The sequence below is a fragment of the Achromobacter colocynthidis genome (assembly GCF_057334535.1).
In genome coordinates this window covers 107536-132861 of the sequence record NZ_JBHFIZ010000038.1, presented here as the reverse complement: position 1 = coordinate 132861, position 25326 = coordinate 107536, and the positions used below count along the sequence as shown (strand labels likewise).

Here is a 25326-nt window from a genome sequence, read left to right as displayed (position 1 = left end):
CCCCCCCCCCCCCCCCCCCCCCCCCCCAACGCGGTGCCCCAACTTCCCGCACCCAGGACGGCAACGCGCAAGCGCGGCAGAGCGGGATGGTTCATCGGGGCGCGGCGTGCTTACTGACGGGTGGCGCTGGCGGGCAGGATGATGCCCGAATCGCTGCCGTTGGTATTGCCGTTGCCGTTGGCGGCGCCTTGCTGCTGCTGTTGCAACTCGGCCAGGCGCTGTTCGTACAGGGCTTGGAAGTTGACTTCGGTCAGGTGCAGCGGCGGCATCGAGGTGCGGGTGATCGCATCGGCCACGTTGGCGCGCAGGTACGGGTACAGCATCGTCGGGCAAACAATGCCCAGCAGCGGATCCAGCTGCTCTTCGGGGATGTTGGCCGCTTCGAAGATGCCGGCTTGCGTGCCTTCGACCAGGTACACAACCTTGTCGTTGATGCGGGTGGTGACGGTGACGGTGACCGTGGTTTCGAACACGGTTTCGGCCAGACGTTGGCCGCCCACGGTGATGCTCACTTCAACCTGGGGCGCTTCTTGCTCCAGGAAGACGTGGGGCGCGTTCGGCATTTCCAGCGAAAGGTCTTTCAGGTAGACGCGTTGCAGATTGAACGAGGGCGCGTCGTTGCCGCCTTCTTGCTGGGTGTTTTGGTCTTGATCAGCCATGAGTATTTCCGTTGGTGGGGGGGCAAAAGTAGAGGCGATTAGCCGTTGAGCAAGGGGGCAAGGCCACCCGAGCGGTCCAGGGCCATCAGGTCGTCGCAACCGCCGACATGTTTATCGCCGATGAAGATTTGCGGCACGGTGCGTCGGCCGGTACGTTCGATCATGACATCGCGTTGTGACGGGTCGCGGTCGATCTGGATGATTTCCAGGTCGGTCACGCCACGCTGCTCAAGCAGGGCCTTCGCGCGCGAGCAATAGGGACAGTAGTCCTTGCTGTACATGACGACTTTATTCATAGGCGCTCCTTGCGAGTTCAAGATTGAAGAGATGGGGGCAGCCCCGGGGGCGGCCCGGGTCAGCCCTTTTGGGTGACCGGCAGGCTGGCGGCCGACCAGGCGCGCATGCCGCCTTCCAGCGGCACCGCGTCGGCGAAGCCTTGCGCACGCAGCTTTGCGGCGGCGCGGGCCGAGTCGCGGCCATTGTCGCAAACCACAACCAGCGGCTTGTTCTTCGGCAGCGACGCGGCCTTTTGTTCGATGTCGGCCGCCGGCACATTTCGTGCCTGGGCGATGTGGCCGGCCTGGAATTGTTCGGCGGGGCGCACGTCGATCCACACGGCGTTGCGCTGGTTCACCATCTGGATGGCCTCGCCGGTGCTGACGGCCGAGCCCTTGCGGCCCTTGCGCAGGGCGGGAATAGCCAGCATCACGCCAGAGATCACGGTGACGGCGACGATGAAGACGTTATTTTTATCGAGCAAGAATTGCAAAAGATCCACGGGTCATCCTGAAGGGCGGCAGCGAGCCGGATATGGGCGAACCCTCGGCCAACCCGCGGGCGCCGCGCCAGGGAATTGGACGAGTGCGCCGGGGCAAAATCAAGGGCAAAATCACTCAATTATAAAATGAGCGCATTCTTTAACCATCCTTTAACTTTAACCCGCGCGGAAAGCGTGCCAAACCATGCATAAACTTGTTCTCATGCGCCACGGCGAAAGCCAGTGGAATCTGGAAAACCGCTTCACCGGCTGGACCGACGTCGACCTGACCGAAACCGGCCGTGAACAGGCCCGAAAAGCCGGCGAGCTGCTGAAAAAAGAAGGCTATACCTTCGACCTGGCCTACTCGTCGGTGCTCAAGCGCGCCATCCGCACGCTGTGGATCGCGCTGGACGCCATGGACGCCATGTACACCCCCGTGGGCGTGAACTGGCGCCTGAACGAACGCCACTACGGCGCGCTGCAGGGCTTGAACAAAGCCGAAACCGCCGCCAAGTATGGCGACGAGCAAGTGCTGATCTGGCGCCGTGCCTACGCCATCGCCCCGGAACCGCTGTCGCTGGACGACGAACGCCACCCGCGTTTCGACAGCCGCTACGCCAAGATCCCGGCCGACCAGCTGCCCGCCACCGAATGCCTGAAAGACACCGTGGACCGCGTGCTGCCGTTCTGGAACGATTCGATTGCCCCGGCCATCCGCGCCGGCCGCAAGGTGCTGATCGCCGCCCACGGCAACAGCCTGCGTGCGCTGATCAAGCACCTGGACAACGTCTCGGACGACGACATCGTCAACCTGAACATCCCGACCGGCCAGCCGCTGGTCTATGAATTGGATGATGACCTGCGCCCGATCCGCCACTATTATCTGGGCGATGCCGCCGAGATCGAGGCGGCCATGGCTGCGGTTGCCGCCCAAGGCAAGGCTAAGAAGGACTGATATCTCTATGCGTCGCACGGCAGGGTTGTTGTTGGCGGTCATGTTGACCAGTGGGGTGCTATCGGCTCGCGCCGCGCCCAACGACCTTGCAGGCCGCCAGTCCGACGCCGAGCGTCAGCAGGCGGCCTTGCGCGACCGCATCGAGAATCTGCAAAAGGAAATCGACGGGCGGGAAACCGCCCGCAAGGAAGCCGCCGACGCGCTTAAGCAGTCGGAATCGGCCATTTCCAAGATCAACCTGCGCCTGCGCGAACTGGCCGATGCCGGTCGCCAGGCGCAGACCGAACTGACCGGGCTGGAAAAGCAGATCGGCGAGCAGGAAGCCGTGCTGGCCAAGCGCCGCGTGGAACTTGCCGACCAGCTTCGCACCCAGTACACCAGCGGCCTGTCGCCGTGGACGGCGCTGCTGTCCGGCGACGACCCCCAAGTGCTGGGCCGCAACCTGGGCTACCTGGACTACGTGTCGCAAGCCCGGGCCAATGCCGTCAAGGCGCTTCGGGCGGACATCGATCGCCTGGCGGCCTTGCAGGCGCGTGCCGATGCCCGGCGCGATGAAATCGAAAAAGTCGTGGCTGAAACCTCCGAGCAAAAGGCCGCGCTGGTCGGGCAGCAGAAAGAGCGCGCCACGCTCCTGGCGCAGTTGGAAGGGCAGATTGCCGCCCAGCGCGCCGAAGCCAACAAGCTGGGGCGCGACGACCAGCGCCTGTCGCGCCTGATCACCGATCTGGATGCGGCTATCGCCAAGCAGATTGAAGAAGCCCGTAAGGCCGAAGAGGCGCGCAAGAAGGCCGAAGAGGCTCGCCGCGTGGAAGAAGCGCGCCGCGCCGCTGAAGAATCCCGCAAACGCGCTGAGGCCGAACGCCGCGCGGAAGAAGCCCGCAAAAAGGCCGAGGCCGACCGCAAGCTGGCCGCCGAATCCGCCGCCCGACGCGACCGCGATAGTCGCGATGCCCGCGACGCGGCCCAAGCCCGTGAACAAGTCGAGGCGGCATCGCGCCAGAGCCGCGGCCCGGTCGCCGTGGCCGATCCCGACGCCGCCGGATTACGCCCGGCTGAACAAGGGCAGACCCGCCTGACCGATCCAGCCGGATCGGCGCGGCAGACGCCTGCCAAATCGCCGGAACCCGCAAAAAATACGGAACCCGCAGAGGCCGACACCACTCCAACCCGCAGTGCATCGGCGCAACAAAGCGCCCGCGCCGCGCCGCTGGGAAGTGGCAGCGGCTTGAAACATGGCTTGGCCATGCCGGTGCGCGGCCAGGTGCAAGGCCGTTTCGGGGTTGACCGCCCGGATGGCGGCGTCTGGCGCGGCGTGGTGCTGCGCGCGCCGGAAGGCACCCCCGTCAAGGTGGTGGCCCCTGGCACCGTGGTCTACGCCGCCTGGCTGCGTGGTTTTGGCAATCTCATCATTGTGGATCATGGCCAGCAGTACCTGACTGTCTATGCTTACAACCAAAGCCTGCTCAAACGAGTGGGGGATTCGGTGTCAGGTGGCGATACTATTGCTACCGTAGGTGCAACCGGCGGCCAAGTGGAATCCGGCCTATACTTTGAAATTCGCCATCGTGGCGCTCCTGTGGACCCGGCCCAGTGGCTGGCCCAATAGGTTGGTAGGTACAAGTCGTTGGTAAATTACCAAACCGCCATCGGCGAAAACAAAATTCGGGAAGTGTGCATGGGCACTCGCAAGTTTCGCGGTTTCGGTCTGATTGCCATCGGTGCGGTGGCTGGCGTATTGCTTAGCGTAGGGGTAACAGCCGTTGCCCAGCGCGGCAGTCCATTGCCTTTGGACGAGCTCAGGCAACTGAGCAATGTTTTCGCCGCCATCAAAAACAACTACGTCGAAGCGGTCGACGACAAAACCCTGATCGACAACGCGATCTCGGGCATGGTCTCGAACCTTGACCCGCACTCGGCCTACCTGGATGCCGACGCCTTCCGCGAAATGCAGACGGCGACCCAAGGCGAGTTCGGCGGCCTGGGCATCGAAGTCGGCGCGGAAGACGGCTTCGTGAAGGTGATTTCACCCATCGAAGACACGCCCGCCGCGCGCGCTGGCGTCATGGCCGGTGACCTCATCATCAAGATCGACGACACGCCCACCAAGGGCATGACCCTGAACGACGCGGTCAAGCTCATGCGTGGCGCGCCCAAGTCGCCCATCACCCTGACCATCATGCGTGCCGATCGTCCCCAGCCCATCGTGCTGAAGATCGTGCGTGATGTCATCAAGGTGCGCAGCGTGCGCAGCAAGATGCTGGACAACGGCATCGGCTATGTCCGTGTTGCGCAGTTCCAGGAAAAGACCGGCGCTGATCTGGCCAAGCAACTGAAGGACCTGGGCGCGAAGGAAGCGCCTAAGGGCCTGGTGCTGGACTTGCGTAACGACCCGGGCGGCCTGCTGACCAGCGCCATCGGCGTGTCGGGTGCATTCCTGCCGCCGGACACCCTGGTGGTCTCCACCGACGGCCGCACGCCCGACGCCCGCCACAAGTACCTGGCCACGCCGTCGGAATATGCCCGCGGCGAAAGCAACTACCTGTCGGGCCTGCCGGCCTGGACCAAGACGGTGCCGATGGTGGTGCTGGTGAACGTGGGCTCGGCCTCGGCGTCCGAAATTGTGGCCGGCGCGCTGCAAGACCACAAGCGCGCCAAGGTGCTGGGCAACCGTACGTTCGGCAAGGGCTCGGTGCAGGTCATCCTGCCGCTGTCCGAATCCACCGCCGTCAAGCTGACGCCCTCGCGCTACTTCACGCCCAGCGGCCGTTCCATTCAAGCCACGGGCATTGAACCGGACTACGTCGTTGCCGATACGGCCGACGGCGATCTGTTCCGTCTGCCGCGCGAAGCCGACCTGCAGCGCCACCTGTCCAACCCCGAGACCGCCAACGAGGTGAAGTCCAACTCGGCGCAAGACAACGTCGACCTGCCCACCAAGGTGTTCGAGTTCGGCGGCAAGGATGATTTCCAACTGCAGCAAGCCTTGAACGTGCTGGCCGGCAAGCCGGTGCAGAAGGGTTCGGCGCGAGCCCAGGCCAAGGCTGACGCCAAGGCCGGTGGCGGTACGCCCACGCGCATGAAGATCACGCCGACCGGAGTCGAGCCCAGCAAGGACAAATGAACGACCAGCAATTGCTGCGCTACGCCCGCCACATCCTGCTTGAGGAGCTGGGTATAGAAGGGCAGGAAAAACTGCTGGCGGCGCGTGTGCTTATCGTGGGTGCGGGGGGGCTGGGTTCCCCCGCCGCCCTGTACCTGGCCACCGCCGGCGTGGGTGACATCACCCTGGCCGACGACGACGTCGTCGAGCTCAGCAACCTGCAACGCCAGATCCTCCACACCACCGCCAGCGTCGGCCGCCACAAGGCCGAGTCCGGGCGCGACATGCTCGCGGCGTTCAACCCGCAGGCGCGCGTCCATGCCCGGGTCGAACGGCTGCAAGGGCAAGCGCTCTCTGATGCCGTCGCGGCGGCGGACCTGGTGCTGGACTGCACCGACAACTTCGCTACCCGCCACGCCATCAACCGCGCTTGTGTGCAACACCGCAAGCCCTTGGTGTCCGGCGCGGCCATCCGCTTTGACGGGCAGGTCAGCGTGTACGACCTGCGCGACGACAGCGCGCCCTGTTACCACTGCCTGTTTCCCGAAGCCGACGACGTCGAGGAAGCCAACTGCGCCACGATGGGCGTGTTTGCCCCCGTGGTCGGCATCATCGGCAGCATGCAGGCCGCCGAGGCCCTGAAACTTCTGTCCGGCGTGGGCGAAAGCCTGTCTGGCCGCCTGCTGTGGCTGGATGTCCGCACCATGCAATGGCGCAGCGTCAACGTGCAGCGCGACCCCGAATGCGCGGTCTGCGGGCATCGCGGGCACTAGGTCGCAGCCTCGCTTCGGCGGCCCGCGCGCTTTGGCGCCGCCCCCTCTACAGGCGCCGTATTGCCCTCGCGGACAATATTAAAGGCCTGAAATACCTGCTATAACGCCAGCCAGCCTACTGAAATCAAAGGTGGCGATATGGACGTGACCGCGTGGATACAGGACTGAAGTTCAGCTCGCCCAAGTGGCGCCTGACGCGCTGGCTGACCCATTCGGGGCCGGACACGCCCGCGGACATCCGGGCGGCGCTGATTGCCAGCCTATTCGGCACGCTGCCCATTTTTGCGGGCGGCGTCATCAACACACTCATGATTTCCGGCGTGGGCGCCTGGCGACGCCCCGAACCCCTGTACGTGTCATGGCTGCTGCTGGAGGTGGTGCTGGCCATTGTCCGCGTCATGGTCCTGCGCGCGGCCTTGCGCGCCGCGCCCAAGGGCGGCAACACCCACACTGACCTGTATATCGTGCTGGCGCTGGGTTGGGCCTTCAGCGTGGGGTATGGCGTCTTCATCACCTTCCTGAACGGCGATTGGCTGGCGGCCACCCTGGCGGGCGTCTCCTGCGGGGCAATGGCCGGCGGTATCTGCTTTCGCAACTACGGCGCGCCGCGCCTGGTGGGCGTCATGATCTTCCTGAGCCTGGGCCCGATGTGCCTGGGCGCCTTGTTCACGGGCGAATACGTCACCGCCATCGTCTTCATCCAGATCCCGTTCTACCTGGTCAGCATGACCATTGCCTCGCACCGGCTGAACCGCATCCTGGTGTCGACCATGGTGGCTGAACGGGCCAGCAAACGGCGCGCCAACGAAGATGCGCTGACCGGGCTGGCCAACCGTACCGGCTTGCAGGTGGCGCTTGAGCGCGTATGCGCCAGCGCGCGCGGGCAGGATAGCGATGCCGCGCTGCTTTACATGGACATGGACGATTTCAAGCGCATCAACGACACCTACGGCCATGCCGCCGGTGACCAGGTCTTGGTGACGATTGCCCAGCGCATGCGGGCCATGTTGCGGGTGGACGACGTGGCGGCGCGGATCGGGGGCGATGAATTCATCGTGCTGGTGACGGGTATCGATGCCACGTCCGCCCGGCGCCTGGGCGAACATCTGCTGCTGGACGCCTTGCAGCCTATTGCGCTGGCGGATGGCACCCGGGTCATTGTCGGGCTGTCGATCGGCATTTCGATTATTTCGGCCACCAACCGCAGCCCCCAGGCGGCCCTCGATTCCGCCGACGCCGCGCTGTACCGCGCCAAGGCAAGAGGAGGGCGCTGCTGCGAAGTGGATAACGGTGAGGCGGGCGACGGGCAACAGGAGCCGGTGACGGGCAGCAGCAGCGAGCCGGCGACCGCTTGAGAACGCCCCGAGACGCCCGAGACGCCATGGCTTGGAACACTACGCGCTGCGGCCCCGCGCGGACCACTGATCGGCCGGATTTTTTCCGCTCTAACTTATCAGATAACCTGAAAAGTTAAGTATAATCCGCCCCATGCTGACCAAAAGCCTGACCCTGACCGAACAAGTCGCGCACCAGATCGCCACGGATATTGCCGACGGCGTACACGCCGTGGGCGCCAAGCTTCCCCCTGGCCGTGTGCTGGCCGAGCAATATGGCGTGAGCGCCGCCGTGATCCGCGAGGTCACCGAGCGCCTGCGCGCACAAGGGCTGATCCAAAGCCGCCAGGGCTCGGGCAGCACCGTCGTGTCGCGCCCGGGGGGGCAAGGCTTCCAGGTGTCGAGTGGGGTCGCGGGCAACCGCGAACTGCTGGCCAACCTCTATGAATTGCGGATGGAACTGGAAGGGGGCGCGGCGGCGCTGGCGGCCATGCGGCGCAATGCCGCCGACCTGAATGCCATGGCGCAAGCCCTGGCGTTGTTGGAAACCCATCTTGAGCATCCCGAACAAGGCGTAGAGCACGACGTCTCGTTTCACGTCGCGATTGCCGCCGCCACGCACAACCGCAGCTATCAGGACCTGCTGCAGTACCTGAACCGGCAGTTGCGCCTGGCCGTCAGCACCGCTCGCGCGAACAGTCGCCTGCATGACGGCCTGAGCGCCGCCGTGCATCAGGAACATGTGGCGGTGTTTGAAGCCATCCGCGCCCGCAATCCCGACCGCGCCCGCCAGGCGGCGGTGCGCCATTTGCAGCAGGCGGCCAACCGCCTGCAACTCGATCATCTTTTTCCCGCAGGCACGCCCACATCATGACCGCATCCGACTTCACGCAACGCCTGGTTCAAGCCCTGGGCCCCGACACCGTCTACACCGCCGAGGCGGACATCGCGCCCTGGTTGTCTGACTGGCGCGGCCTGTACAACGGCCACGCGCAGGCGGTCGTGCGCCCGCGCACCACGGCGGACGTCGCCGCCTGCCTGGCGTTGTGCCAGCAAGAGGGCGTGCCCGTGGTGCCGCGTGGCGGCAATACCGGGCTGTGTGGCGGCGCAACGCCCGACGCCGGGGCCCGAAACGTGGTGTTGAGCCTGGACCGCATGAATGCCGTGCGCTCGATTGATACCGTGGCCAACACCATGGTCGCCGAGGCGGGCGCCATTCTGGGCAACCTGCGCCGCGCCGCGCAGGACGCGGGGCGCTTGCTGCCGTTGAGCCTGGCAGCGGAAGACTCCAGCCAGATCGGCGGCAACGTCGCCACCAATGCCGGCGGCGTGAACGTGGTGCGTTACGGCATGGCGCGCGAGCTGGTGCTCGGCCTGGAAGCCGTGCTGCCCACCGGCGAAATCTTCAACGGCTTGCGCACGCTGCGCAAAGACAACACGGGCTACGACCTGAAGCAGTTGCTGATCGGTTCGGAAGGCACTTTGGGCGTGATCACGGCGGTGGCCCTGCGCCTGTTTCCGCGCACGGACGTGCGTTCGGTGGTGCTGACGGCCGTTGAATCACCCGCGCAGGCCTTGCAGTTGTTTGAGATTCTGTTCGAGCAGTGCGGCGCTCGCTTGCAGGCGTTTGAGTACTTCTCGGGTGATTGTCTGGACTTGGTGCTGACGCATGCCGAAGGCGTGCAAGAGCCGTTCGACCAACGCTATCCCGCGTATGTGCTGGTGGAGCTTGCCGACACGGCGGACGAGGCCGGCCTGACGACGCTGCTGGAAAATGTGAGCGGCACGGCGCTGGAACGCGGCCTGTGCCTGGACGCCGCGGTGTCTGCGTCGATGGCGCAGTTGCAGACCTTGTGGAAACTGCGCGAGGAAATCTCCGAGGCGCAGCGCGCTGATGGTCCGCATTTGAAGCACGACGTGTCGCTGCCCATTGAACGCATCCCGGAATTCATGGTGTCCGCCGAGGCGCGCGTGCGGGCGCTGTACCCCGATATCCGGCCGTTCATCTTCGGGCACTTTGGTGACGGCAATCTGCACTACAACCTGTCCCGCCCGGCAGGCGCGGCGCGCGATTGGGTGGCGGTGAACGGGGCGGCCATTACTGATGCGGTGCTGGACGAGGTGAACCGCTATGGCGGAAGTATTTCTGCTGAACACGGCATCGGGCAGCTCAAGCGCGAGCATTTTCTGCACAGCAAGGACGCGGTGGAGCTGAGGTTGATGCGAGAGATTAAGAAGGTGATGGACCCGGCGGGGATCATGAATCCTGGGAAGTTGCTGTAGGCGGCTGCTGTGATGGGTTTCGCGCGGCATGTGGCTGTGTTCTTATGCCGAGTTTGGCGCGCTCCACCCATCCTACGGTGATGAATTTTCGCGATTTGCTTGATGGGTTTCGCGCGGTGTGCGGCTGTGCTCGTATGCCGGTTGTGGGGGGGGCACCCATCCTACGTAGGATGGGTGGAGCGCGGCACGGTGCGCGCAAGAACGACGATGCGCCTCGCGCGTAACCCATCTACTGCCGGTGATAAACCTCGGCGCCCTTCTTGACGAATTCCACCGACTTTTCCTGCATGCCCTTCTGCAAGGCGTCTTTCTCGCTGACGCCTTGTGCCGCCGCGTAATCGCGCACATCCTGCGTGATCTTCATGCTGCAGAAATGCGGGCCGCACATCGAACAAAAATGCGCGACCTTCATCGAATCCTTCGGCAGCGTTTCGTCGTGGAATTCCTTCGCGGTGTCCGGGTCCAGGCCCAGGTTGAACTGATCGTCCCAGCGGAACTCGAACCGCGCCTTTGACAAGGCGTTGTCGCGAATCGCCGCGCCCGGGTGCCCCTTGGCCAAATCCGCCGCATGTGCCGCGATCTTGTACGTGATGATGCCGTCCTTCACGTCCTTCTTGTTCGGCAAGCCCAAGTGCTCTTTGGGCGTCACGTAGCAAAGCATCGCGGTGCCGTACCAGCCGATCAGCGCCGCGCCGATGCCGGATGTGATGTGGTCATAGCCGGGCGCGATGTCGGTGGTCAGCGGCCCCAGCGTGTAGAACGGCGCCTCGTGGCAGTGTTCAAGCTGCAGCTCCATGTTTTCCTTGATCATCTGCATCGGCACATGGCCCGGGCCTTCGATCATGACCTGCACATCGTGCTTCCACGCCACCTGCGTCAGCTCGCCCAGCGTCTTCAATTCCGCGAACTGCGCTTCATCGTTGGCGTCGTAGCCCGAGCCCGGACGCAGCCCGTCGCCCAGCGAGAAGCTCACGTCATACGCTTTCATGATGTCGCAGATGTCTTCGAAGCGCTCGTACAGGAAGCTTTCCTTGTGATGCGCCAGACACCATTTGGCCATGATAGAACCGCCGCGCGACACGATGCCCGTCATGCGGTCGGCCGTCATCGGAATGAACGGCAGTCGAACTCCCGCATGGATCGTGAAATAGTCCACGCCTTGCTCGGCCTGCTCGATCAACGTGTCGCGGAAAATTTCCCACGTCAGGTCTTCGGCCTTGCCATCCACTTTTTCCAGCGCCTGGTATATCGGCACCGTGCCAATTGGCACGGGTGAATTGCGGATGATCCACTCGCGCGTTTCGTGGATGTGCTTGCCCGTGGACAAATCCATCACCGTGTCGCCACCCCAGCGGATCGCCCAGGTCATCTTTTCCACTTCTTCGCCAATGCCCGAGCTCACGGCCGAGTTGCCGATGTTGGCGTTGATCTTCACCAGGAAGTTGCGTCCGATCGCCATGGGCTCGACTTCGGGGTGGTTGATGTTGGCCGGGATGATGGCGCGGCCGCGCGCGATTTCATCACGCACGAATTCCGGCGTGATCGCTGCGGGAATGGACGCGCCGAACGACTGGCCCGGGTGCTGGCGCAGCAGGCGCTTGACCATCTTTTCGCCATCGGGACCGCTGTCGCGCAGCGTTTGCAGATAGTGCTCGCGGCGCAGGCTTTCGCGGATCGCCACGTATTCCATTTCGGGCGTGATGATGCCACGGCGCGCATAGTGCATCTGTGACACGTTGGCGCCCGCCTTGGCGCGGCGAGGCGGGCGTTGCAGGTCAAAGCGCATCGCCGTCAGCTTGGGGTCGGTCAGGCGTTCTTTGCCGTATTCACTGGTGGGGCCGGCCAGCACTTCCGTGTCGCCGCGTTCTTCAATCCAGGCGCGGCGCAGCGCGGGCAAGCCTCGGCGGATATCGATCTTGACGTCGGGGTCGGTGTAGGGTCCGCTGCAGTCGTAGACGGTCAGTGGTGGGTTCTTTTCCCCGCCGAACATGGTCGGCGTGTCGTCCTGCTCAATCTCGCGAAACGGTACGCGGATGTCGGGGCGCGAGCCCGTCTCATACACGCGGCGCGATTTGGGCAACGGTGCGACGGCCGCCGCGTCGACTTCGGCGGTAGCGGCCAGGAATTTGGGATTGGCGTTCATGGAAAGCTCCAAGCGAGTGGTTGGAGCCGATCGGGAATGGACTTCCCCCAGGCGTGCAGCGACGCAAGGCGGAAATACGGCTCCCAGCATCGGCATTATCCGTACTGGTACGAAGGGACTCTCTCAACACGTCCCACCTCAAAAGGTGGAACGAGTACCCCTGCGCGAAAGCGAAGTATAGAGCGTGCCCAGCCTGTGCACGTCACGACGCAGTGCGACTCATGCTTGGCCAGCATGAGATCATTCGTACAACGCTCGTCTTAGAGAGCTGGTATTACTGCTTTACATTTGGATTCAGTCTGCGGCGACACCGTCATTCAGGTTCTGTACACTTTTTCCAACCAAACGCCCGGCGGGCCTTATTGTTCGCTGGGCATAGCTAACTTAGAAGAAGGAATCGAGCATGCAACTGACCCTACGCAAATTGGCGCCCGCCCTGGTTGTCGTGACGTTGGCGCTGGCGGGTTGCAAAACCGCTCCGACCAAATCGCCTGGCGCGGCAACCACGCCCGACGCCGGCCAACAAACGACCCAACCCGCCGCCGCCTCGTCGGTAGACTTCTATCTGGCTCACCAACAACCTGGCCCGGGCCTGCGTGAAATCGCGCTGCCCGACGGCAAGCTCTATTTGCAGGAAGTCCCCGTGCTGACGCGCGCCGACTTGACCGACGCTGCTGCTTTGGTCGACCGCCAGGGTCAGAATTTCGTGGGCCTGCGCTTCTCGGAAGCCGGCGCTCGCAAGCTGACCGAAATCAGCACGAAGAACGTCGGCAACCGTTTGGCTTTGGTGATTGACCAGGAACTCGTTGCCGCCCCGAGCATCGCCGAACCGCTGAACCGTGGCGTGCTGGCCTTCGGTGTGGCATCGGCCCAAGCGGCTTCCGCCATTGCCGCCAAGATTCGTGGCGATGCTCCGCCTGCACCGGCGTCGGCTCCGGCCCCGGGCGGCACGGCACCCGCACCCAAGCCCTGATCTTTCAGCGCATAAGAAAAAATATCCGCACCCTAGGGTGCGGATATTTTTTTGCCTGCCAGTAATGGGTTGAGCGACTAGCGTTGCGCTAAAGCGGTCAGCCTATCTTGCGACCGCGCGGTTTGACGGTGCGGCGCGCCTGCGCTGTTTCAATGAAGGTCAGCGTCAGCGCTTCGAGCATGGCGCGGTCGTCGATGGTCAGGCCGTCGAACTGCGACGGGGCAATGTTGGGAAACGGCCAGGGCGCTTGTGGACGCGGTCGTCGCGCCACGCGGGGCATGGTTTCGGCCACGCCCACGGGCGGCAAGGTGTCGGACAGGTCGTAGCCTTCCATGGGCATTTCCATGGGACCCTTGCCGGTCTCCAGCCATTCCAGCTCAATCTTCAGAATCTGCGCAAGCTTACGGACGGAGCGGCTGGAATGCCGCAGCCCGCTTTCGTAACTGGCGATTGCACTTTGCGAGATTCGCGCAAGACGAGCGAGCGTCTTCTGCGTGTGACCACGCAGAAGACGGGCTTGCTTCAATCGGTCTGAAAATGTCTTCACGCGTCGATTGAAGCTTGCTCATGATTTACTTTGGTGGTTATAAGCATTACCTGGGTGATAGTTTTAGGAGGCGAGCGCACATGCATGAACGAGGCAACGTGTTCGTCGTGCAACTTGATGAAATGGCGAGCAATCATTTTGTCGCTGCATTGCAGGATTTTCAATGGCAAGTCAGCGCGTGTGAGTCAGCCGATGAGCTTCTGGAACGGTTGCGCACGGATCATGTCGACGCAATGGTGTTGCGTGGGCAGGGCGTCGAGGTCCCGAAGCTGATTGCGGCGTTGCGCCGCGCGGCGCCGGATGCGGCAGTGGTGTGGCAGTCGGCGGCGGCATCCGCGCGTGAACGGGTCGAGGCCCTCGAGGCCGGTGTGCATTTCTATAGTTCGGCCCGCATGGAGCCCGAGGAATGGGATGCGCTGCTGCGCAACGTGCGGCGCCGCTTGCTTCCGCCATCCACCGATGGGCCAGCCTGGCGCCTGGACAAACGGGTGCTGTCAGGGCCCGCCGGCGAACGGCTGCCATTGACGTTGACCGAACGCGACTTTTTTATCCGTTTGTTGAGAGCGCCCGGGCAATGCCTGCGGCGCGACCGCTTCTTTCCCTGCAACCCCAGGGAAGGGGCGCGCAGCGTGGATGTGCTGGTATCGCGGCTGCGCACCAAGGCGCGCCGCTTTGACATTGAACTGCCGGTGCTGGCCGTGCGCGGATGGGGCTACATCCTGCTGCAGCACAGCCCGCCCCAGGAACCGCGCGACTAGAGCACCACCAGGTTGTCCCGGTGCATGAGCTCGGGTTCGGTCATGCTGCCCAGGATGCGGGCGATTTGCGACGAGGGCTGGCGCAGGATGCGTCGTGTATCCACCGACGAATAGTTGATCAGGCCACGGGCGCATTCGCGGCCCTGGCTGTCTACGCAGGCCACCACGTCGCCACGGCCGAACTCGCCTTCCACATCGGTCACGCCGATGGGCAAGAGGCTCTTGCCTTCGCGCATCAGCGCTTGCACGGCGCCGTCGTCCAGCACCACGCGCCCACGCAGCCGCAGGTGGTCGGCCAGCCATTGCTTGCGGGCGGACCACACGGGCAGCACCGCGCGCAGCTCGCTGCCGATGCATTCGCCTTGCGCCAGCCGCGTCAGCACGTTGCGCTCGTGGCCCGAGGCGATGATGGTGTGCGCGCCGCTGTGCGCCGCGCGCTTGGCCGCCAGCACCTTGGTCAGCATGCCGCCCGTGCCGATGCCGCTGCCCGCGCCGCCAGCCATGGCTTCCAGGGCAGGGTCGCCCGCTTGCGCATGCGACATGAAGGTGGCGCCGGGATTCTTGCGAGGGTCGGAATCGTACAGGCCGCGCTGATCGGTCAGGATGATCAGCGTGTCGGCTTCGATCAGGTTGGTGACGAGCGCGCCCAGCGTGTCGTTGTCGCCCAGGCGGATTTCGTCGGTGACGACCGTGTCGTTCTCGTTCACGATCGGCACCACGCCCAGGCGCAGCAGCGCAAACAGCGTGCTGCGGGCGTTCAGGTAGCGGTGGCGGTCGGCCAGGTCTTCGTGGGTCAGCAGAATCTGCGCGGTGCGCAGGCCGTATTCGGCGAACGCCGCTTCGTAGGCCTGGCACAGGCCCATCTGGCCGACGGCGGCCGCGGCTTGCAGTTCGTGCATGACGGAAGGGCGCTTGCGCCAGCCCAACCGCGCCATGCCTTCGGCAATGGCGCCGCTGGAAACCAGCACGATCTGCTTGCCCTGCTTGTGCAGGGCGGCGATCTGCGAGGCCCAGTGCGCCACGGCGGCGCGGTCCAGGCCTCGGCCTTCGTTGGTGACCAGCGACGAGCCAACTTTGGCGACCAGGCGCTGGGCGTGGGTGACGACGGAAACGGCGGGTGTTTCAGCAGACATGGTAGGCGCCGGCTGCGGCGAAAAAAGACGTAATCGAAAGGACTGCGATTATGGCTTATTCGTCACCGCCGCGCGGCGCGGCCGGCTTGTCGGCGTCGGATCGCGTGTCGTCAAAGCGGGGGTCCGGCGCCACATAGGTGCCGTCCGCCTGGTCGCTCGACAGGTGTTCCTTTTCGCGCTCGGCGTCCAGGTAGTCTTGCAGCGCGTACAGCAGGTCTTGCGTGCCTTCGCCCGTCAGGCCGGAAATGGCGAACACAGGGCCCTTCCAGTCATACAGTTCCAGGAAGCGGCGCTTGGTGTCTTCGGGGTCGGGCACCATGTCCAGCTTGTTCAGGACCAGCCAGCGCGGCTTGTCGGCCAGTTCCTGGTCGTAGCGGCGCAGTTCTTCAACGATGGCGCGCGCGTCGATCACGGCTTGCTCGACCGGATCCGCGTCGGGATCGGGCGTGGACACGTCCACCAGATGCAGCAGCACGCGGGTACGCGCCAGGTGGCGCAGGAACAGGTGGCCCAGGCCGGCGCCTTCGGACGCGCCTTCGATCAGGCCGGGAATATCGGCCACGACGAAGCTGCGCGACGGCGACGTACGCACGACGCCCAGGTTGGGGTGCAGGGTGGTGAACGGGTAGTCGGCGATCTTCGGCTTGGCATTCGAGATGCGCGTGATCAGCGTCGACTTGCCGGCGTTGGGCAGGCCCAGCAGGCCCACGTCCGCCAGCACCTTCAGTTCCATGCGCAGGTAGCGGTGTTCGCCTTCCTTGCCGGGCGTCCACTGGCGCGGCGCGCGGTTCAAGCTGGACTTGAAGTGGATGTTGCCCATGCCGCCCTGGCCGCCGGCGGCCAGCACGACTTTCTGCTCGTGCGTGTCCATGTCGAACAGGACTTCGCCGGTTTCGGCGTCATGGATGACCGTGCCCACGGGCACGCGCAAGGTGATGTCCGGGGCGGCTGCGCCGTACTGGTCCGAGCCACGGCCGTTTTCGCCGCCCTTGGCGCGGTGCAGGCGCGCGTAGCGGAAGTCGATCAGCGTGTTGATGTTGCGATCGGCAACGGCATAGATGGTGCCGCCGCGTCCGCCGTCGCCGCCGTCCGGGCCCCCTTTGGGGATGAACTTTTCGCGGCGAAAGCTCGCCACGCCATTGCCGCCTTTGCCGGCGACCACTTCAATGGTGGCTTCGTCTACGAATTTCATGGTGTTTGCGCGTGTAGTGGGTAATAAGGACAGCCGCCCGCCACGGGGCGCTGCCAGGTGGCATTGGAAACTTTACTCGCCAATTGCCTGAGAACAAAAAAGCTTAAAACAAAAAAGCCCTGCCGCATGCGACAGGGCTTTTGCCGTTCGAGAACGCGGCGAACCGCGTTACTGACGTGCTTGTCCGATTACTCGGCAGCGACGATCGAAACGGTCTGCTTGTTCAACGCGCCCTTGAAGCCGAATTGAACCTTGCCGTCGATCAGCGCGTACAGGGTGTGGTCCTTGCCCATGCCGACGTTCACGCCAGCGTGGAAGCGAGTACCGCGCTGACGCACGATGATCGAACCAGCGGGAATCAGTTCACCGCCGAAAGTCTTGACGCCCAGACGCTTTGATTCTGAGTCGCGTCCGTTTCGCGTAGAGCCGCCGCCCTTTTTCTGTGCCATGTTTAGCTCCTGCTAAGTGGTACCGAGTCGCGTCTTAAGCCGTGATGGCTTCGATGCGGATTTCGGTGTAGTTCTGACGGTGGCCCTGACGCTTCTGATAGTGCTTGCGACGGCGCATCTTGAAGATCTTGACCTTGTCGTGGCGGCCTTGCGCAAGAACCGTTGCCTTGACCACAGCGCCGGAGACGAGGGGCGTGCCAACTTTGAGTTGGTCGCCTTCGCCCACGGACAGCACTTGGTCCAGGGTGATTTCTTGCCCAATGTCTGCCGGTATCTGTTCTATCTTGAGTTTTTCGCCAGCGGCAACGCGATACTGCTTGCCACCGGTTTTTACGACCGCGTACATGGGGTGTTCCTTAAATAGGTAAATGGGTTCATTCGCGAGGCCCCGCCCTGCTGGGTGGGATTGCCGCTTTGGAAAGGCTGAATTCCTGTCTGGGCGCCAGAATCTGGCAAGAAGGAAGGGAGCCTAAGTATTTAGCCGAATGCATTTAGCCATTTAGCTTAAATGCGCTGACCAAACACCCAAAGGGTTTACGCGAACAACCGACGTAATTCGGGCATTGCTGACCGAATCCGCAATATTAGCGTGGGGCTTTTCAAAAGTCAAAAAGCCGTTGTGGGCTAAGGGCTTAGGTGTGGCGCGCGCGCTTCAGACCGGGGGAAGCACGCGCAGCGCGACGTGGCGGGCCACCTGGCGGATGCCTTCCATGACGTCGCGCCGGTGGGCGTCGTCCAGCCGGTCGGTCGGGATAGACGTGCTGACCGCCACCCGCTTGCCCAGCGGCGTCACGCCCACATAGGCGGCGTAGCAGACGAGGCCCGTGGCCACCTCTTCCTGATCCTGGCCCAGGCCCGTCTGGCGTACCCGGTCCAGTTCTTCGTACAGCGCCTGGCGGGTGGCCAAGGTGCGCTCGGTCACGCGGGGCAGCGTATCGGGCACGCACGCGGCCAAGGCGTCCGGTTCAAGGCTGGCCAGCAGCGCCTTGCCCAAGGCGCAGGCGTGGGCCGGCAGCCGCATGCCCAGTTCCGACACCAGCCGCACCGGGCGCCGGGCGTCTTCGCGCGCGATGTAGACCACGTCGAACCCGTCCAGCGCCGCCAGTTGCACGACCTCGTTGCAGCGGGACACGAAGGCGCTGGCCGCCTCGTGGAAGGCCGCTTGCAAACCGTCGTGGCGCAGGTAGGCGAAGCCCAGCGACATCAATTCAATGCCAATGATGTAGCCGCCGTCCTTGCGTTCGATCCAGCGGCGGTGCTCCAGGCAGTCCAGCAGCAGGTACAGCGTGCTCTTGGCAAGCTGACACGACTGCGCCAATTCGGCCGCCTTGACCGGCGTGCGGCGGCTGGCCAGCACGCGCAGGATGTCGTGGGTGCGCCGGATGGCGGGCACATCGTATTCCTTGGTCACCGAGTTTGTTTCCAATGCGCTTGTTTCCAATATATTGGACGATTATTCACTATGTTGGACATCATAACGGCCTTCTTCTAGACTCGTGACTCCTTATTCGAATGCCGCCGACAAGGCATAAAGCGTGGAGACTCATGAACCAAGAAAACTCACTGCCCGCCGACCTGGCGGGTGCGCTGCTGGTGGGCCGGGTGTGGCGCCCGGCGCCCATTGATGGCCCCAGCGTGGTGGTGGTGCGCAACGGCGAGGTCATCGACATCACGGCCGTGGCCCCCACCGTTTCAGACCTGCTTGACCGCCCTGACCGCGTGGCGCTGGCGAAAAGCGCCAAGGGGGAATCGTTGGGCGACGTGCGCGCCTTGATGGACGCCACCTTGCAAAACCAGGGTGGGGTACGCCTCTTGGCCCCTTGCGACCTGCAACCCATCAAGGCGGCCGGCGTCACCTTCGCCATCAGCCTGTTGGAACGGATGATCGAAGAAGAGGCGGGCGGCGACGCCAGCCGCGCCGACGAGATCCGCGTGCGCATGCAGGCCTTGATCGGCTCGGATCTGTCGCGCTTGCGGCCGGGGTCGGACCAGGCGGCCAAGCTGAAAGCGGAATTGGTCGAACGCGGCCAGTGGTCGCAATACCTGGAAGTGGGCATCGGGCCCGACGCCGAGATCTTCTCCAAGACGCCGCCGATGGCTTCCGTGGGATTCGGCGCGCAGATCGGCGTGCTGCCCGAATCGCAATGGAACAACCCGGAACCCGAGATCGTGCTGGCCGTGGACAGCCGCGGCGAGATCGTGGGCGCCACGCTGGGCAACGACGTCAACCTGCGCGACATCGAAGGCCGCAGCGCCTTGCTGTTGACCAAGGCCAAGGACAACAACGGCTCTTGCGCCATCGGCCCCTTCATACGCTTGTTCGACGGCGACTTCGATCTGGACAGCGTGCGCCAGGCCGACGTCTCGCTGCGCATCGACGGCACCGACGGCTTCCAATTGGATGGCGTGAGCTACATGCGCGAAATCAGCCGCGACCCGCAAGACCTGGTGCGCCAGGCGTTCGGCGCGCATCACCAGTATCCCGACGGTTTCATGCTGTTTTTGGGCACGATGTTCTCGCCCAGCCAGGACCGCAAGGGTCCGGGCACGGGCTTCACGCACAAACTGGGTGACCGCGTGCAGATCGCCTCCGAGCGTATCGGGGCGTTGGTCAACGAGGTGCGCTTGTCCACCGAGATCACGCCGTGGACGTTCGGCGTGCGTGCCTTGTACGCCAACCTGGCCAAGCGCGGCCTGGTCAGCTAGGGCGGCGGCCTGCGCCGTTTGCGCTGACAAGAGGGGCGGCAGCGGGCCGCCCCGCCTGTCACACCCCGTATAATCGCTGGTCGAATCCCCCGCCATCCCTGGTGGGCCCAGCGGTAAGAGCCCCCTTGCGGCTCGTTTCACTTGTCGGATACGTCTTGAATCTCCCCGCGCTTATTGCCCCCATTGCTGACGATATGAAGGCTGTCGATGCAGTCATTCGCGATCGGCTGAATTCGGACGTCGTTCTGATCCGCACGATTGGCGACTACATCATTGGCGCGGGCGGCAAGCGCATGCGCCCGGCCATGGTGCTGATGGTGGCGCGCGCCCTGGGCTACGAAGGCACGCATCATCAACTGCTGGCCGCCGTGGTGGAATTCATTCACACCGCGACGCTGCTGCACGACGACGTGGTGGACGAGTCCGACCTGCGCCGTGGCCGCGAAACCGCCAACGCCGTATTCGGCAACGCCGCCAGCGTGTTGGTGGGCGACTACCTGTATTCCCGTTCGTTCGAAATGATGGTCGAGGCCGACTCGATGCGCATCATGAGCATCCTGTCCGAGGCCACGACCGTGATCGCCGAAGGCGAGGTGCTGCAGCTTCTGAACGTGCACGATCCCGATGTCTCGCAGGAACGTTACCTGCAAGTGGTGCGCTACAAGACCGCCAAGCTGTTTGAAGCCGCCGCCCAGGTGGGCGCCGTGCTGGCGGGCGCCACGCCCGAACAAGAAGCCGCCGCCGCTGCCTACGGCCGCCACGTCGGCACCGCGTTCCAACTGGTTGACGACGTGCTGGACTACAGCGGCGATGCGGCGGCCTTGGGCAAGAACGTGGGCGACGACTTGCGCGAAGGCAAGCCGACGCTGCCGCTGATCCGCGTAATGGAAGTGGGAACGCCGGAACAGCAACAGTTGATCCGCGACGCCATCAAAACCGGCGACGCGGATTTCGCCGCGGTGGCCGCCGCGATTCAAGCGACTGACGCGCTGGAACACGCCCGCCTGGCCGCCGTGGCCGAGGCAGATCGGGCGCGCGACGCGCTGTCGATCTACCCCGTTTCGCCTTTTCTGGATTCTCTGCTAGAATTCTGCGCTTTCGCGGTGAATAGAGATCGCTGAGCAGCGAGCTTGATGTTCCGGATTGAAGAAAGGCAGGGATGCAAACCGACAGGGAAGCAAACCTGATTTTCAAAAAAACGGAATATAGGTTCTAATAGCGGTCGCTGTTTAATTCGCAGCGGAAAAAGTAGTAGAAACTTGGTAGCACTGAGCGCCGCTAAGTTGGTAGTACGAGTTTGGTAAGTTGTCCAACTCACACACTCGGGGCGTAGCTCAGCCTGGTAGAGTACTGCGTTCGGGACGCAGGAGTCGGAGGTTCGAATCCTCTCGCCCCGACCACTGATTGGTGGTCGAATTCTTGAAAGTGTTTCCCGACACTTTTAGCTGAAAGCCGGTATCGCGAAAGCGGGCCGGCTTTTTTGCGTTTGGAGGCTTTGTAAGCCATCAGCAGTGCCGCCGGGTAACCCGGCAGGTCACGCATCCTTCGAGCGCGGTGCGTGGCCTGTTGCTTCAGCCCACGCACCTTTGCCACCCATCTAGCGCTCGGCCTCCTGCCGCAGGACCTCCGGCTTCAGCTTGAGCAGGGCGCCTATCTTGCTCGCCGCCGTCTGGGCGGCTTCCCGGGTGGCGTAGCCGTCTACCCAGATCTTGCGGTATTTCACGCCTCGGAGCGTGATGTCGGATTCCTGGGCGGTATAGCCGTTCTTTTTCAGCGTGGCGCGCACGGATTCCGGATGGGAGAAGATGCCGACCTGTACCGCGTAGGGCCCTGCCGCGCGGCTCGCGGGCTTTGCCGGCACCGCTGCGGGCGCCCGTTTGGTGGCAGGCGGTTTGGCGACGGGCGCCGGGCTGGGCTCGGGCGCCGCCTGCGGTTCCGGCAGATGGAGAGCCGCGCTGTCGATGGGGCCCATGCAATAGGACACGATACGCTGCGGCACCGGGCTTGCCGGGGCCGGCGTCGGCATGGTCGATCCGGGGGCGGTGCCGGGTTGCAGTTCAGCAAGCCGCGCCTTGATCTCTTCCGCCTGGGCCGCCAGGCGGTCTGCCTCGGCGAACGCGTTCTGCAGCGGTGCCTGGCCCTGCTGGCGATAGGTGACCACGATCCATTGGACGTCGGCCACCGACAGCAGCGTCTTCTGGTCAGGGAAGTCGGCGGGCGTGTAGCGGTGGCGGCCGCTGGCGAACTCCTTGAGGAAGTCGATGAAGCCGCGTGCACCGGTCCATTGGCGAGTCAGCTCGAAATCCGAATAGCGGATGCGTAGCGTGGTGTCGCCGCAGGTGGCCAGGGACCAGGGGAAAACCGCGCTGTTGGGAAAGTTGAGGTTTTCCAGCGTGATCGCGCCGCTGGCGCATTGCAGGGTCAGGTTTACGCTTTCCGGCAGCGCGCGGGCATCGGCGTTGGTTTGCGGAGGGACCGTATTCAGCGTCACCGTGCCGGTCGTGGTCTCCAGCTTGGTGATCTGCTTCTCCAACTCGGCCTGTTGCTGCGTCAGCGCCTGGACTTCAGTGGACGAGCGCTTGGAGTGCAGTTGCTGGGTTGCCAGCGTCACTTGGCGCAACTGCGTCATGCTGGCAAAGGCATAGAACTGGCCATTCAGGGGAATCTTGCTGTCCATCGCCGGGCGGGCTTCGTAACGGACACTATCGTGATCCACGAAGTTCTTGATGTCACCGTCCAGGAAGGATTTGACCTGGCCGCGGTCGCCATAGAGCAGTTGATCGGCCAGCTCGCCGTCGGTGACGCCCTGGATGGCGCTAAGAACCGTGTTCTCCCATTGTTGCTGCAAGCGGCAACCGGCGTTGCGGCCGGCGTAATCCAGGACGAAATTCATCGGCCCTTCGGCGACGTCCCAGATGACGCTGGTGCGCGGGCCCGTCGTGCCCTGTTGTTGGCGCAGCGTGCCAATCGCTGTGCGTGCATTGACCAGGGGCACGCTTTTCACATTGGGGTCGTGCCCGAACGACCAGATCTCGATGGCGGCCTTCATTGCCGTGCCATCGCCCTGTTGCAGCGGAACGATGGTGTCGCGCACGCCCTGGCGATAGGCTTGCAGCAATTGCAGCGAGCTGCCTTCATTGCGCAGGCGGGAAATGCCCTGTCCCAGCGAACCGCCTTGCGGCAGGTTCTTGATGACGTCGCCGCCAAAGCGCTGCACGACGTCGATCTTCTGCAGCGCGCTGCCTGCCGTGTTTTGCTGGCTGGAATGCGCAAGTCCGTCCAGCGCGTCCAGGCGACCGGCCTGCACGATCCAGTCCGGCCGGGATGCCTCGGGGAGGCGCTCGCCGACGGCCGCCAGCATGTGTATCAGGCGTTGGTAGGGATCGTCAGCCGTCAACAGCGACGACAGCACGGCGCGCCGGGCCGTGCCGTCGGCCAGCAGGTCGGGCACGTGCGGGAAGATGTCGGTGAATTGGTACCACGCATCCAGTCCGTCGCTTTGGTAATGCTGCTGGAACTCACTGCGCCGCGCTGACCATTCCTGCGTGTTGTCCGTGGCGCGTCCCAGTTCGTCGAGGAAGCCAATCGCGGCACGCTCGCCGTCGGGAGTCAGCCCGGCGGGAATAAACGGCAGGTTCGGCTTGTCCGGAATGTTCCAGAAGTCCGTCAGGCGCACCGGCTTGATGGTGCCCTGCAGGTCCACCCAGGAGTAAAGCCAGGGGATGGGGCGGTTGGTCAGGTTGAGTCCCGCCAGAACCTGGCGCAGCGCGCGCCGCTCGTCATCAAGCGTCGTGTGGTCGTCTTGCCATGTCAGGTAATCCCGGTACATGTCGCCAAGCAGGATGGCATCCATGGAATCGCGCAGCGTCTGGTGGACGCTGGCAAGCAGTAAGGGCAGCTCGCTGCCGGGCGCGGGCAGCGCATACACGCTACGGCCCGCGGTGGCGGCATCGATCAGGTTGATGCGCCTCACCAGGGTCTGCGCCCAGGCGGCAAGCAGCATGTCGTTGTTGCCCTTGGCCAACTGCGGCAGGCTGCTGATAAGCAGGGGATCCAGATTGGCGGCGATGACCTCGCGATGGAATTCACGCGTGTAGTGGTCCATCATGCGGCGCTCGACCTGATTTACACGGCGCTGAAACGGCATCCAGTGGCGCTGCCATGTCGGCCGCTTCAGCAGCGTGTGGATTGCGTTGCGTTCGTCTTGCAGGGCGTGCAGATCCGTGGACATCGGCCCCGAGAAGTCAGGCTTGTCCGACGTGCCGGCCGCGGCGGCGCGCAGTTCGTCCTGCGCGGTATTGCTCGAGTGCACCAGCAGCAATCCGATACCCACACACAGGCCCAGCCACGCCACCACGGCGGCATGGCGCAGGAAGCGGCGCCAGTGGCGCCCCCGCTCAACGGGCTTCCACGCGTGCCGCTGCGCGGGCAAGGCATGGTTGAACAGGCCGGCGCTGAACCAGTCGGGCTGGCTGCGGTCGTTGCCGGCCGGCTGGCCGGTCAGGAACAAGCCCTGCATCAACGGCGTTTCGGCATAGGGCGTTGCCTGGAACGCCGGCCGCATCACCTTGGCAAGCTGCCGTGCCAACGGCACCAGCCGCTCCGGCAGGCCGAAGACTTCTGGCGCGGGCCGGCCGTGCACGCCTTGCAGCACACGCAGATCGAACATCCGGTGCACGATGTTGTTGAAGGCATCGTTGATGAACTGTCCGACGCTGGCGGCAGGCACGGGGTTCACGAAGCCCATCGCCTGGTTGGTCAGGTCGGGCCCCAGGCTTTTTGCCCAGGCGGCGAAGCCCGGCAGCAGTTGGCAGTCGGTCAAGACGACATACACGGGAATGCGCGCATCGTAGATGCGGGTCAGCTCATCAAGGCGCTTGCGCAGTCCCTGGCCCGTCTCGTTCAGATCGGCATCGCTGCCGCTGGTCAGCCACGCCGCGTTGAAGGCCAGGATCAGGCCGTTCAAGGGTTCGCGGCGGCGCGTGCGCATCATCCAGTGCAGCAAACGGCGCCATTTCGGCGAATCAGGCGCCTTGTGCTCTTCGCCCATCGTTTCGGTGGGATCCAGCACGACGCCGTTGCGCAGCAGCCACCATTGCAGTTCGGCCGGGTCGTCGCCTCGGGCCTGTACCGGTGCCGCGCCCGCCGCGCGGCGCAGCAGTTCGGTTCTGGCTGCGTCGTGGGGGCCCAGCACCATGTACCAGGGCAGCACATACAGCGGCGATCCGAATCGCGACAGGCGCGATTGCTTCAGCGCGCTCAAGCCCGCGCGCCAGTCCATGTCCAGCCGTTCGGTGTTGACGGTGACGCTGCCGACGGGGCGCGCCAGGCGCCGCCTTAGCCGCCAGGCCAGCCATAGGCCGCGCAGCCAGCGCAGCAGCACAAGGCCGATCAGTACGCCCAGGAACAGGGCGATGGAGCGCCAGAGAGGCCAGCCCAGGTACAGGCCCAGCACCCAGCACCCCAGTGCCAGCAGTAGCAGCCCCAACAGCCAGGCGATCGCGACAAGCAGTTTTTTAATCATTGCACAGACAGCAGCGTTAGCATTTCGAGTCAGGTCA

At 64.1% G+C, this 25326-nt stretch carries 22 protein-coding genes and 1 tRNA gene; 12 read left to right on the top strand and 11 right to left on the bottom strand.

Annotated features, from left to right (window positions below; genetic code table 11):
- Positions 1–110: 110 nt before the first annotated feature.
- The 3 genes from secB to ACE04A_RS24770 are packed head-to-tail and all read right to left on the bottom strand — an operon-like array spanning position 111 to position 1437.
- Positions 111–659 (bottom strand): protein-export chaperone SecB, encoded by a 549-nt coding sequence (gene secB / locus ACE04A_RS24780; protein ID WP_259250915.1) that lies wholly within the window; start codon positions 657–659, stop codon positions 111–113.
- Positions 660–697: 38 nt separating this feature from the next.
- Entirely contained in the window at positions 698–955 is a 258-nt protein-coding gene (gene grxC, locus ACE04A_RS24775) for a glutaredoxin 3 (protein ID WP_100853981.1), read from the bottom strand.
- Between the two features lie 59 nt (positions 956–1014).
- Positions 1015–1437 carry a rhodanese-like domain-containing protein gene (locus ACE04A_RS24770; protein ID WP_259250914.1) on the bottom strand — a complete coding sequence of 141 codons (423 nt, stop codon included), beginning with the start codon at positions 1435–1437 and terminating at the stop codon, positions 1015–1017.
- Positions 1438–1621: 184 nt separating this feature from the next.
- Between ACE04A_RS24770 and gpmA the strand changes: the two genes are divergently transcribed.
- The 7 genes from gpmA to ACE04A_RS24735 all read left to right on the top strand — a co-directional run bounded on the left by gpmA (position 1622) and on the right by ACE04A_RS24735 (position 9864).
- Complete coding sequence (gene gpmA / locus ACE04A_RS24765; RefSeq protein ID WP_050445786.1) at positions 1622–2374, top strand: 2,3-diphosphoglycerate-dependent phosphoglycerate mutase; 753 nt, start codon at positions 1622–1624, stop codon at positions 2372–2374.
- 7 nt (positions 2375–2381) lie between these two features.
- A complete protein-coding gene (locus ACE04A_RS24760) occupies positions 2382–3980 on the top strand; it encodes a murein hydrolase activator EnvC family protein (RefSeq protein WP_485820631.1) in 1599 nt (532 codons plus the stop codon).
- A 69-nt stretch (positions 3981–4049) separates the two neighbouring features.
- The gene (locus ACE04A_RS24755; RefSeq protein WP_485820630.1) at positions 4050–5495 is read left to right on the top strand and encodes a S41 family peptidase; all 1446 of its coding nucleotides are present in this window, start codon (positions 4050–4052) and stop codon (positions 5493–5495) included.
- The gene (locus ACE04A_RS24750; protein WP_448718353.1) at positions 5492–6247 is read left to right on the top strand and encodes a HesA/MoeB/ThiF family protein; all 756 of its coding nucleotides are present in this window, start codon (positions 5492–5494) and stop codon (positions 6245–6247) included. Before ACE04A_RS24755 ends, ACE04A_RS24750 begins: the two co-directional genes overlap by 4 nt.
- A gap of 152 nt (positions 6248–6399) precedes the next feature.
- A complete protein-coding gene (locus tag ACE04A_RS24745) occupies positions 6400–7602 on the top strand; it encodes a GGDEF domain-containing protein (RefSeq protein ID WP_485820629.1) in 1203 nt (400 codons plus the stop codon).
- 133 nt (positions 7603–7735) lie between these two features.
- Complete coding sequence (locus ACE04A_RS24740) at positions 7736–8455, top strand: FadR/GntR family transcriptional regulator (RefSeq protein ID WP_485820628.1); 720 nt, start codon at positions 7736–7738, stop codon at positions 8453–8455.
- The gene (locus ACE04A_RS24735; RefSeq protein ID WP_485820627.1) at positions 8452–9864 is read left to right on the top strand and encodes an FAD-binding oxidoreductase; all 1413 of its coding nucleotides are present in this window, start codon (positions 8452–8454) and stop codon (positions 9862–9864) included. The genes ACE04A_RS24740 and ACE04A_RS24735 overlap by 4 nt, the downstream gene beginning before the upstream one ends.
- A 229-nt stretch (positions 9865–10093) precedes the next feature.
- On the opposite strand, the gene thiC is transcribed toward ACE04A_RS24735, so the two are convergent.
- A complete protein-coding gene (gene thiC, locus ACE04A_RS24730; RefSeq protein WP_100853986.1) occupies positions 10094–12007 on the bottom strand; it encodes a phosphomethylpyrimidine synthase ThiC in 1914 nt (637 codons plus the stop codon).
- A gap of 403 nt (positions 12008–12410) precedes the next feature.
- Here thiC and ACE04A_RS24725 point away from each other — a divergent pair, with 403 nt between their 5' ends.
- Positions 12411–12980, top strand: coding sequence for a SecDF P1 head subdomain-containing protein (locus ACE04A_RS24725; RefSeq protein WP_485820626.1), 570 nt, complete (start codon positions 12411–12413; stop codon positions 12978–12980).
- 97 nt (positions 12981–13077) lie between these two features.
- Here the strand turns inward: ACE04A_RS24725 and ACE04A_RS24720 are convergent, their stop codons facing one another.
- The gene (locus tag ACE04A_RS24720; protein WP_100853988.1) at positions 13078–13506 is read right to left on the bottom strand and encodes a helix-turn-helix domain-containing protein; all 429 of its coding nucleotides are present in this window, start codon (positions 13504–13506) and stop codon (positions 13078–13080) included.
- A gap of 101 nt (positions 13507–13607) precedes the next feature.
- Between ACE04A_RS24720 and ACE04A_RS24715 the strand changes: the two genes are divergently transcribed.
- Complete coding sequence (locus ACE04A_RS24715; protein ID WP_448718357.1) at positions 13608–14285, top strand: response regulator transcription factor; 678 nt, start codon at positions 13608–13610, stop codon at positions 14283–14285.
- Here ACE04A_RS24715 and proB read toward each other — a convergent pair.
- From proB to ACE04A_RS24690, 5 genes are all read right to left on the bottom strand, one after another.
- Positions 14282–15418 carry a glutamate 5-kinase gene (gene proB, locus ACE04A_RS24710; protein ID WP_259250906.1) on the bottom strand — a complete coding sequence of 379 codons (1137 nt, stop codon included), beginning with the start codon at positions 15416–15418 and terminating at the stop codon, positions 14282–14284. The genes ACE04A_RS24715 and proB overlap by 4 nt on opposite strands.
- A gap of 55 nt (positions 15419–15473) precedes the next feature.
- Positions 15474–16610 carry a GTPase ObgE gene (obgE, locus tag ACE04A_RS24705; protein ID WP_100853991.1) on the bottom strand — a complete coding sequence of 379 codons (1137 nt, stop codon included), beginning with the start codon at positions 16608–16610 and terminating at the stop codon, positions 15474–15476.
- Positions 16611–16798: 188 nt separating this feature from the next.
- Positions 16799–17059, bottom strand: a complete 261-nt coding sequence (gene rpmA, locus ACE04A_RS24700; protein ID WP_050445798.1) for a 50S ribosomal protein L27 — start codon at positions 17057–17059, stop codon at positions 16799–16801.
- 34 nt (positions 17060–17093) lie between these two features.
- Positions 17094–17405, bottom strand: coding sequence for a 50S ribosomal protein L21 (gene rplU / locus ACE04A_RS24695; protein WP_006216228.1), 312 nt, complete (start codon positions 17403–17405; stop codon positions 17094–17096).
- A gap of 306 nt (positions 17406–17711) precedes the next feature.
- Positions 17712–18470, bottom strand: coding sequence for an IclR family transcriptional regulator (locus ACE04A_RS24690; protein ID WP_279994379.1), 759 nt, complete (start codon positions 18468–18470; stop codon positions 17712–17714).
- A 134-nt stretch (positions 18471–18604) separates the two neighbouring features.
- Between ACE04A_RS24690 and ACE04A_RS24685 the strand changes: the two genes are divergently transcribed.
- The 3 genes from ACE04A_RS24685 (at position 18605) to ACE04A_RS24675 (ending at position 21165) form a co-directional block, all read left to right on the top strand.
- Complete coding sequence (locus ACE04A_RS24685; protein ID WP_438859538.1) at positions 18605–19765, top strand: fumarylacetoacetate hydrolase family protein; 1161 nt, start codon at positions 18605–18607, stop codon at positions 19763–19765.
- 155 nt (positions 19766–19920) lie between these two features.
- The gene (gene ispB, locus ACE04A_RS24680) at positions 19921–20886 is read left to right on the top strand and encodes an octaprenyl diphosphate synthase (protein ID WP_100853993.1); all 966 of its coding nucleotides are present in this window, start codon (positions 19921–19923) and stop codon (positions 20884–20886) included.
- A gap of 202 nt (positions 20887–21088) precedes the next feature.
- Positions 21089–21165 (top strand) — tRNA-Pro (locus tag ACE04A_RS24675).
- A gap of 197 nt (positions 21166–21362) precedes the next feature.
- On the opposite strand, the gene ACE04A_RS24670 is transcribed toward ACE04A_RS24675, so the two are convergent.
- Positions 21363–25289: a type VI secretion protein IcmF/TssM N-terminal domain-containing protein gene (locus tag ACE04A_RS24670; protein WP_485820625.1), complete on the bottom strand. Its 3927-nt coding sequence runs from the start codon at positions 25287–25289 to the stop codon at positions 21363–21365.
- Between the last annotated feature and the right edge of the window lie 37 nt (positions 25290–25326).